The sequence below is a fragment of the Corynebacterium mucifaciens genome, assembly GCF_012396315.1.
GTDB lineage: Bacteria > Actinomycetota > Actinomycetes > Mycobacteriales > Mycobacteriaceae > Corynebacterium > Corynebacterium mucifaciens.
On sequence record NZ_JAAXPF010000021.1, the window covers coordinates 1 to 7,137 of the forward strand.

8 protein-coding genes are annotated in these 7,137 nt (G+C 63.8%); 7 read left to right on the forward strand and 1 reads right to left on the reverse strand.

Annotated features, from left to right (window positions below; genetic code table 11):
- Positions 1-163: 163 nt before the first annotated feature.
- Positions 164-1,702, reverse strand: coding sequence for a chromosomal replication initiator protein DnaA (gene dnaA, locus HF989_RS10570; RefSeq protein WP_168686353.1), 1,539 nt, complete (start codon positions 1,700-1,702; stop codon positions 164-166).
- Between the two features lie 756 nt (positions 1,703-2,458).
- Between dnaA and rpmH the strand changes: the two genes are divergently transcribed.
- The 7 genes from rpmH (at position 2,459) to HF989_RS10605 (ending at position 6,924) form a co-directional block, all read left to right on the forward strand.
- On the forward strand, positions 2,459-2,596 hold the full coding sequence (rpmH, locus tag HF989_RS10575; protein ID WP_038613548.1) for a 50S ribosomal protein L34: 138 nt from the start codon (positions 2,459-2,461) through the stop codon (positions 2,594-2,596).
- Between the two features lie 14 nt (positions 2,597-2,610).
- Positions 2,611-2,967 (forward strand): ribonuclease P protein component, encoded by a 357-nt coding sequence (gene rnpA, locus HF989_RS10580; protein WP_168686354.1) that lies wholly within the window; start codon positions 2,611-2,613, stop codon positions 2,965-2,967.
- The gene (gene yidD / locus HF989_RS10585; RefSeq protein ID WP_168686356.1) at positions 2,967-3,254 is read left to right on the forward strand and encodes a membrane protein insertion efficiency factor YidD; all 288 of its coding nucleotides are present in this window, start codon (positions 2,967-2,969) and stop codon (positions 3,252-3,254) included. The genes rnpA and yidD overlap by 1 nt, the downstream gene beginning before the upstream one ends.
- Positions 3,255-3,263: 9 nt before the next feature.
- Positions 3,264-4,229: a membrane protein insertase YidC gene (gene yidC, locus HF989_RS10590; protein WP_168686358.1), complete on the forward strand. Its 966-nt coding sequence runs from the start codon at positions 3,264-3,266 to the stop codon at positions 4,227-4,229.
- 78 nt (positions 4,230-4,307) lie between these two features.
- Entirely contained in the window at positions 4,308-4,940 is a 633-nt protein-coding gene (gene rsmG, locus HF989_RS10595; RefSeq protein ID WP_168686360.1) for a 16S rRNA (guanine(527)-N(7))-methyltransferase RsmG, read from the forward strand.
- The gene (locus tag HF989_RS10600; RefSeq protein ID WP_168686362.1) at positions 4,941-5,879 is read left to right on the forward strand and encodes a ParA family protein; all 939 of its coding nucleotides are present in this window, start codon (positions 4,941-4,943) and stop codon (positions 5,877-5,879) included.
- 4 nt (positions 5,880-5,883) lie between these two features.
- Positions 5,884-6,924, forward strand: coding sequence for a ParB/RepB/Spo0J family partition protein (locus tag HF989_RS10605; RefSeq protein WP_168686364.1), 1,041 nt, complete (start codon positions 5,884-5,886; stop codon positions 6,922-6,924).
- The last annotated feature ends 213 nt before the right edge of the window (positions 6,925-7,137 follow it).

Below are 7,137 nucleotides of genomic sequence, written 5' to 3' on the forward strand. Positions count from 1 at the left end.
CCACCGTCGGTTGAAGTCGACACTCGGCAAAGGGTGCACCACCATCGCCGAGCACCGGCAAGCATTAAGTGCGTAACAACGAGACAACGTCCCCCAAAACGCACTCCAACTTTTTGTCCGCACCCCCTTTTTCGGCGAATAGCTGGCTCCTAGTAGCTGGAAACTACCGCCCCCGGGCGCGGGCGCGGTTCTTCACCACCTGAGTGAGTTCCTGGATTTCGTCGTACGTGCCGCGGTTCTCCGTCATTTCTTTGCGGATCTTGCGGTCGGCGTACATGACGGTGGTGTGGTCCTTGCCGCCGAACTCGTCGCCGATCTTGGGCAGGGAGAGGTCGGTCAGCTCGCGGCAGAGGTACATCGCAATCTGGCGGGCGTGGGCGACCTGGCGCGTCTTGCCGGCGCCGGTCAGCTGCTCCAGAGACACCTGGAAGTACTCCGCAGCGGCGTCTTTGATGGCGGTCGCGGTGATGTTGACGTCCCCTTCGTCGGGGAGGATGTCGCGCAGCGCAACCTGCGCGACATCCATGGTGATCGGTTCGTTGATCAGCGACGAGTACGCGGACACGCGGATGAGCGCGCCTTCCAGTTCGCGGATGGAGGACTCGAACTGCGAGGCGATGAGCTCCAGTACCTGGTGATCGACCTGTGTGCCGTCGGCGGCCGCCTTCTTCATCAAAATGGCGATGCGGGTTTCCAGGTCCGGCGGCTGCACGTCGGTGATCAGGCCGCCTTCGAAGCGGGTGCGCAGGCGGTCTTCCAGCGTGGTCAGCTGCTTCGGCGGGCGGTCGGAGGACAAGATGATCTGCTTGTTGGCCTGGTGCAGCGCGTTGAAGGTGTGGAAGAACTCTTCCTGGGTTCCCTCTTTACCCTCGAGGAATTGGATGTCGTCGACCATCAAAATGTCCAGGTTGCGGTAGCGCCGCTTGAAGGATTCTTGCCGGTCGTCGCGCACGGAATTGATGTAGTCGTTGGTGAATTCTTCGGAGGAGACGTATTTGATGCGCAGCCCCGGCTGCAGCACACCGGCGTAGTTGCCAGCGGCGTGCAACAGGTGCGTTTTGCCCAGGCCGGACCCGCCCCAGATGAACAGCGGGTTGTAGGCCTTGGCCGGGTTTTCGGCGACAGCGACTGCGGCGCCGTTAGCGAAGCGGTTGGAGGAGCCGATGACGAAGTTCTCAAAGGTGTACTTCGGGTTCAGGCTCGCCTCGCGATCCGGGTCGTGCGCGGGCTTTTCGCGTGGGATACGGCGGTCCACAGTCGGGTGCGCATTTGCTTCTCGACGACGTCCCGCCACCTGCGCCGCGTGCATTTGCGCGAGCTCGTCCAGCCCCATCGGGATTTGCTCCCCTACTCCGGGTGCTTCGACGTTGGATTGGGTGGGCTGCCAGCTCGTCTGCGGCGCGGGGGTCGGTTCCGGCTCGGGCGCGGCGACGGAAACGGCCAGGTTGTACGGCTGCCCGGTGTGTGAGGACAACAGGGCCGTGATGTGGGGAGCCAGGGACTCTTCAACGACATTTTTGGCGGCCTGGTGGGGTGCAGAAAGTAGGGCGTAGCCGTCCACAAGCACCACCGGTTTCATCAACCGCAGGTAGGCGCGTTGTTGCGGGGTCAGGGTTGGCACCGACGAGGTGGCTTGCTCGGAGAGCCGCAGCAGTTCGTCGACGACGCCATGCCACAGATCTTCCAGGTGTTGGTCGGCCAACGTTGTCTCCAGTCTGCTCGTTCCTGCCGGAATCCGGCGAAATCCACCGCATTCCACTGTGTAATCCACAACGCCGCCCGCCCCTGTGGTGGACGCTCACCTGCTGTTCCACAGTGTTATCCACAGCTGTGGATACTGTAGCAGTGCGTGTTGTCCACAAGTTCTGCACGGCCTGTGGATAACTGTGCAGCCCAGAAAATACTGCCATGACCTGCGAGAAAAGGGCGTCTAGACGGAAAGTCTCAACAAGAACTTCACAGTTATTCACAGCCCTGCGCGGTGTGAGGGTGTGCGATTGTGGTGATTCCTCCATTGTTACCGCTCACGGATAGGGCTGTCGAAACAACGTTGTGGGTAGAAGCTGTGGATAACTCCGTCCATCGAACAGTTGTCCACTTTCTCTCGGCTCTCTCGCAGGGTGCGCCAAGGATTGGTGCGCCAACCTGCAGAAAAACACAGGTATGTAATTACGGGGGCACCCGCGCGCAGGCGCGTGTTGATTTGGCCGGAACGCCGAAACTCGCGTACCCTGAAGTTCGTCTTTACGTCGGTTGCACCGTCGTACATCTGAGAGCACCGCCCCCGCCGGGCACCGGGCCGCCGCAAGGCGAGCTGGCGAAGGCGCTGCACGCGAGCTGCGCTCCGCACAGGAGTGGATCCGCAATCTCAACGCAACGTTTCAACTTTTGGAACGGCCACTTCCCCGGGAGGCTTCCGCGAGCCGCTGGCTGTTCACGACCCCTGAAGGAGTCCACCGTGTCCAAGCGGACTTACCAGCCGAACAACCGTCGCCGCGCTCGCAAGCACGGCTTCCGCGCCCGCATGCAGACCCGTGCAGGCCGCGCCATCGTTTCCGCGCGCCGCAAGAAGGGCCGCGCAAACCTGACCGCATAGTTTCGGTCTCCCGCGTGTTACCCCGCCCGCACAAACTCACCTCGTCCGCAGACTTCAAAACTGCGATGAGGAAGGGTGTGCGCGCGGGGTCTCGCACGTTAATGGTGCATGTGCACTATCGGGAGGACCCCATCATCCAGGGCGGACCGCGCTTCGGGTTGGTGGTGTCCAAACAGGTGGGCAACGCGGTGACGCGCCATGCCGTGTCGCGGAAGCTGCGTCACACGGTGGTGCAGCGAAGCATCGTCGATACGCTGCCGCGCGAATGCGACGTTGTCATCCGCGCGCTCCCGCGATCCGCGGCCGCGACGAGCGACGAGCTTGCCCACGATTTGGAAAAGGCCCTGGAAAAGGTGCAGAAGAAGCGCTGATGGCCTACGTCAACTTCGCCGGCGGGGAGATCCCGCCAGCCCGGGGTCCGGCCGCAAAAGCGCTGGTGGGGCTGGTTCGCGGTTACCAAAAGTACCTCTCACCCCTTAAGATGGGCGGGACGTGCCGTTTTATGCCAGTATGCAGTGCGTATGCGCTTGAAGCCGTGTCTCGGCACGGTGCGGTGCGCGGCGGCGCAATGGCCGCGGCCAGGCTGTGCAAGTGCGGGCCCTGGCACCCCGGCGGGTACGACCCGGTGCCGGGCAGCATTGGAATGAGTGAGGAGTAACACCGAGACGTGCTGAATTTCATTTATTGGCCGATTTCCTGGGTGCTGAGGTTCTGGCACGAGGTCATCGGCTTTGCCGTTCCCAAGGACACAGGCATCTCCTGGATTCTTGCCATTGTCCTATTGACCTGCACGGTGCGCCTGCTGCTGCTCAAGCCGATGGTGAACCAGATGCGCTCAACGCGCAAGATGCAGGAGATGCAGCCGCGGATGCAGGAGATCCGCGAGAAGTACAAGGGTGACCAACAAAAGATCGCGGAAGAGACGCAGAAGCTCTACCGCGAGATGGGCACCAACCCGCTTGCGTCCTGCATCGTGCCGCTGGTGCAGCTGCCCATCTTCATCGGCCTGCTGCACGTGCTGCGATCCTTTAACCGCACCAGCGAGCTGGGCATGTCCGTTGAGGAGAACCGCAACACCGCCAACTACGCCTTCCCAGCCTCGGATGTGCAGTCCTTCCTGGATGCGGATTTCTTCGGTGTGCCGTTGTCGGCTTACATGTCCATGCCGGCAGAAGCCTTCGCCGCCTTCGGCACCGCGGACCTCACCCGCGCGAAGATCGTCGCCGTCTGCCTCCCGCTGGTCGTGCTGTGTGCGGTCTTCACCCACTTCAACGCCCGCATCATGATCAAGCGCCAGCAGGCCCGCAAGGCCGCCGGCAAGACGCCAAAGCCGCAGGGCGAGATGGCCGCGATGATGGAATCCCAGATGGGCATGATGAACAAGCTGATGCTGTGGTTCTTCCCGGTCATGATTCTTGCCACCGGCGTGATCTGGCACATCGGCCTGCTGTTCTACATGCTCACCAACAACGTGTGGACGTTCTTCCAGTCCATGTGGCTGAACAACAAGATGGACAAAGAAGAGGCCGCCGAGGAGGCGCGCAAGGTGGAGCTCAAGCGCACCACCGCCCCCGCCCCGGGCGCGCGCACCAAGGACCGCCGCACCAAGAAGCAGCGGAAGCAAGGTAAGTAGCAGACGCTTATCGACGTTTCGTCCCGGCCCAACGTGGCCGGGATTTTTCATGTCGGCGGGCCGACTACAGTGTTGTGCATGTCGGACACCACCCCTGCAGCCGCAGCCGAAGTCTTTGGAGAACGCCTCCCGCTCGCCGAGGCCTACCACCGCTCGTTGGCCACCACGGCCGCCGAGCGCGGCTTCATTGGGCCGAAGGAGGTGGACCGCCTGTGGGAGCGGCACATCCTCAACTGCGCGGTGATTGCGGAGGCGTTCGAGTCCGGGCTGAAGGTGGCGGACATCGGCTCCGGCGCGGGTCTTCCCGGCATCCCGTTGGCCATCGCGCGGCCGGACCTGTCCATCACGTTGATCGAGCCGCTGTTGAAGCGCTCTACGTACCTCGGGGAGGTGGTCGCCGAGCTCGGCCTAGACAACGTGACGGTTGTGCGCGGGCGGGCCGAGGAGCAGCCGAAGGCGGAGTTCGACGCCGTTACCTCCCGCGCCGTCGCCCCGCTGGGTAAGCTCGCCGGGTGGTCCATTCCGCTGCTGCAGGGAGGCGGGTACATGATTGCGATGAAGGGCGAATCCGTGGCCGAGGAACTCGAGCGCGACCAGAAAGAGATAGCCAAGGCCGGCGGCGTGGATGCAGAAATCCTCACGGTCGGCGCTTCGGTGCTGGAGCAACCGACCACGTTGATTCGCATCCTGCGGAAGAAGAAGGGGGCGTAGATGGACAACTTCGATGAGACTCCTTTGATGGAGGCGGCGAGGCGCGCGGCGCGCGTGACGTCGAGACGCGAGACGCTGCCCAAGCCTGACCAGCCGCGCGTGATCACCGTGGCCAATCAGAAGGGCGGCGTGGGCAAGACCACCACCAGCGTGAACCTGGCCGCGTCTCTGAGTCGCCAGGGCCTGAAGGTGCTGGTGATCGACTTGGACCCGCAGGGCAACGCCTCGACCGCGCTCAGCGCGGAGCACACCTCCGGCACCACCTCCAGCTACGAGGTGCTGATAGGTGAGGCTAACGCCTCCGACGCCGTGCAGCCGCACCCGAAGAACCCGAACCTGTTCTGCATCCCGGCCACCATCGACCTGGCCGGCGCGGAGATTGAGCTCGTCTCTATGGTGCGGCGCGAATACCGCCTGCACGACCAGATCCGCCGCGGCTTCCTGGAGGAGCACGGTTTCGACTACGTGTTCATCGACTGCCCGCCCTCGCTCGGCCTACTCACCATCAACGCGATGACCGCGGTGGATGAGGTGCTGATTCCCATCCAGTGCGAGTACTACGCGCTCGAGGGCGTGGGCCAGCTGCTGGGCAACATCGGCATGATCCGCGAGCACCTGAACAACAGCCTGCACATCTCCGCGATCGTGCTCACCATGTACGACGCGCGCACGAAGCTTGCGTCCGAGGTAGCCGACGAGGTCCGCGGGCAGTTCGGCCAGGTGGTGCTAAATAACGTGATCCCCCGCTCCGTCAAGGTCTCGGAAGCGCCCGGTTACGGCCAGACCGTCATCGACTACGACCCGGGCTCACGCGGAGCCCTGGCGTACTTCGACGCCGCGCGCGAACTGGCCCACCGCGGCGACTACCAGCCCCACCCCAGCACCGGCCCAATCGGCGTGAGCCCGGAGGTTTACGCGCAGCTCGACGAAGAGGAGTAACACCATGGCAGAACGCAAAGGCGGCCTCGGCCGCGGACTGGCGGCGCTCATCCCGTCGGCGCCCGCCGACATCGACAACAACGGCAAGACCCCGGCCATCGGCGGCAACGCCTCCGACGTCATCTTCGGCAAGCAGGCGCCCAAGCCTGCCGACGCACCGAAGGGCGCCCCCAAGAAGGTCCAGGGCGCTCCGACGGTGTCCGCCAAGCGCGACAAGGTGATCCAGCCGGTGCCGGTGGGCGCGCGCTACCAGGAAATCCCCATCGGGCAGATCATCCCGAACCCGAAGCAGCCGCGCCAAGTCTTCGACGAGGACGAGCTGGCCGAGCTGGTGCACTCCATCCGCGAGTTCGGGCTGCTGCAGCCCATCGTAGTGCGCGACACCAAGGAGGGCTTCGAGCTCATCATGGGCGAGCGCCGCTGGCGCGCGTCCTCCAAAGCTGGCTTAAAGCACATCCCCGCCATCGTCCGCGAGACCTCCGACGAGGACATGCTGCGCGACGCGCTGCTGGAAAACATCCACCGCGTCCAGCTCAATCCGCTCGAAGAGGCCGCCGCGTACCAGCAGCTGCTTGACGAGTTCGGCGTAACCCAAGAGCAGCTCGCCGACAAACTGGGCCGCTCGCGCCCCGTGATCACCAACGCGATCCGCCTGCTCAACCTGCCCGTCGGCGTGCAGCGCCGGGTCGCCGCCGGTGTGCTTTCCGCAGGCCACGCCCGTGCGCTTTTGGGCATCAAGCTCGGCGACGACACCGCCGACGCCCAAGCCCAGCTCGCCGACCGCATTGTCGCCGAGGGGCTTTCAGTGCGTGCGACGGAAGAGGCCGTCTCCCTGATCAACTCGAACGGCACGGTGCCCGACAAGCCGAAGCGCCAGCCCGTCCCTCAGCCGGAGTATCTCACCCAGGCCGCCGACTCGCTCGCGGACGCTTGGGACACGAAGGTGTCGGTGACTATGGGCAAGCGCAAGGGCAAGATCGTTGTCGAGTTCGGCGACAAGGACGACTTCGAGCGCATCATGGGGCTCATCCAGGGCACCGACTAGGGCGATTGGGGATTTGTTCACCCGCGGGTGAACAAATCCGGGGTTCGGCATCCCCCACCTGCGGCAAGTGAACGAATTCCCCGGTGACGCTTTGTGTCAAGTGGTTGTGAACGGGTTTGGGTGTTAGATCGTGATGGGTTGTGGGGGTGGGGCGGTTTGGGTGGTGGTGCGGATGATGCTGACTTCTGCTGGAAGGCTTGTGCCGGCTTTGGT

Bases quoted from the DNA above. Each gene is read 5' to 3' on its own strand.
- HF989_RS10600 (WP_168686362.1), top strand. From the start codon at position 4,941: ATGGACAACTTCGATGAGACTCCTTTGATGGAGGCGGCGAGGCGCGCG.
- yidD (WP_168686356.1), top strand. From the start codon at position 2,967: ATGGCCTACGTCAACTTCGCCGGCGGGGAGATCCCGCCAGCCCGGGGT.
- HF989_RS10605 (WP_168686364.1), top strand. From the start codon at position 5,884: ATGGCAGAACGCAAAGGCGGCCTCGGCCGCGGACTGGCGGCGCTCATC.
- rsmG (WP_168686360.1), top strand. From the start codon at position 4,308: ATGTCGGACACCACCCCTGCAGCCGCAGCCGAAGTCTTTGGAGAACGC.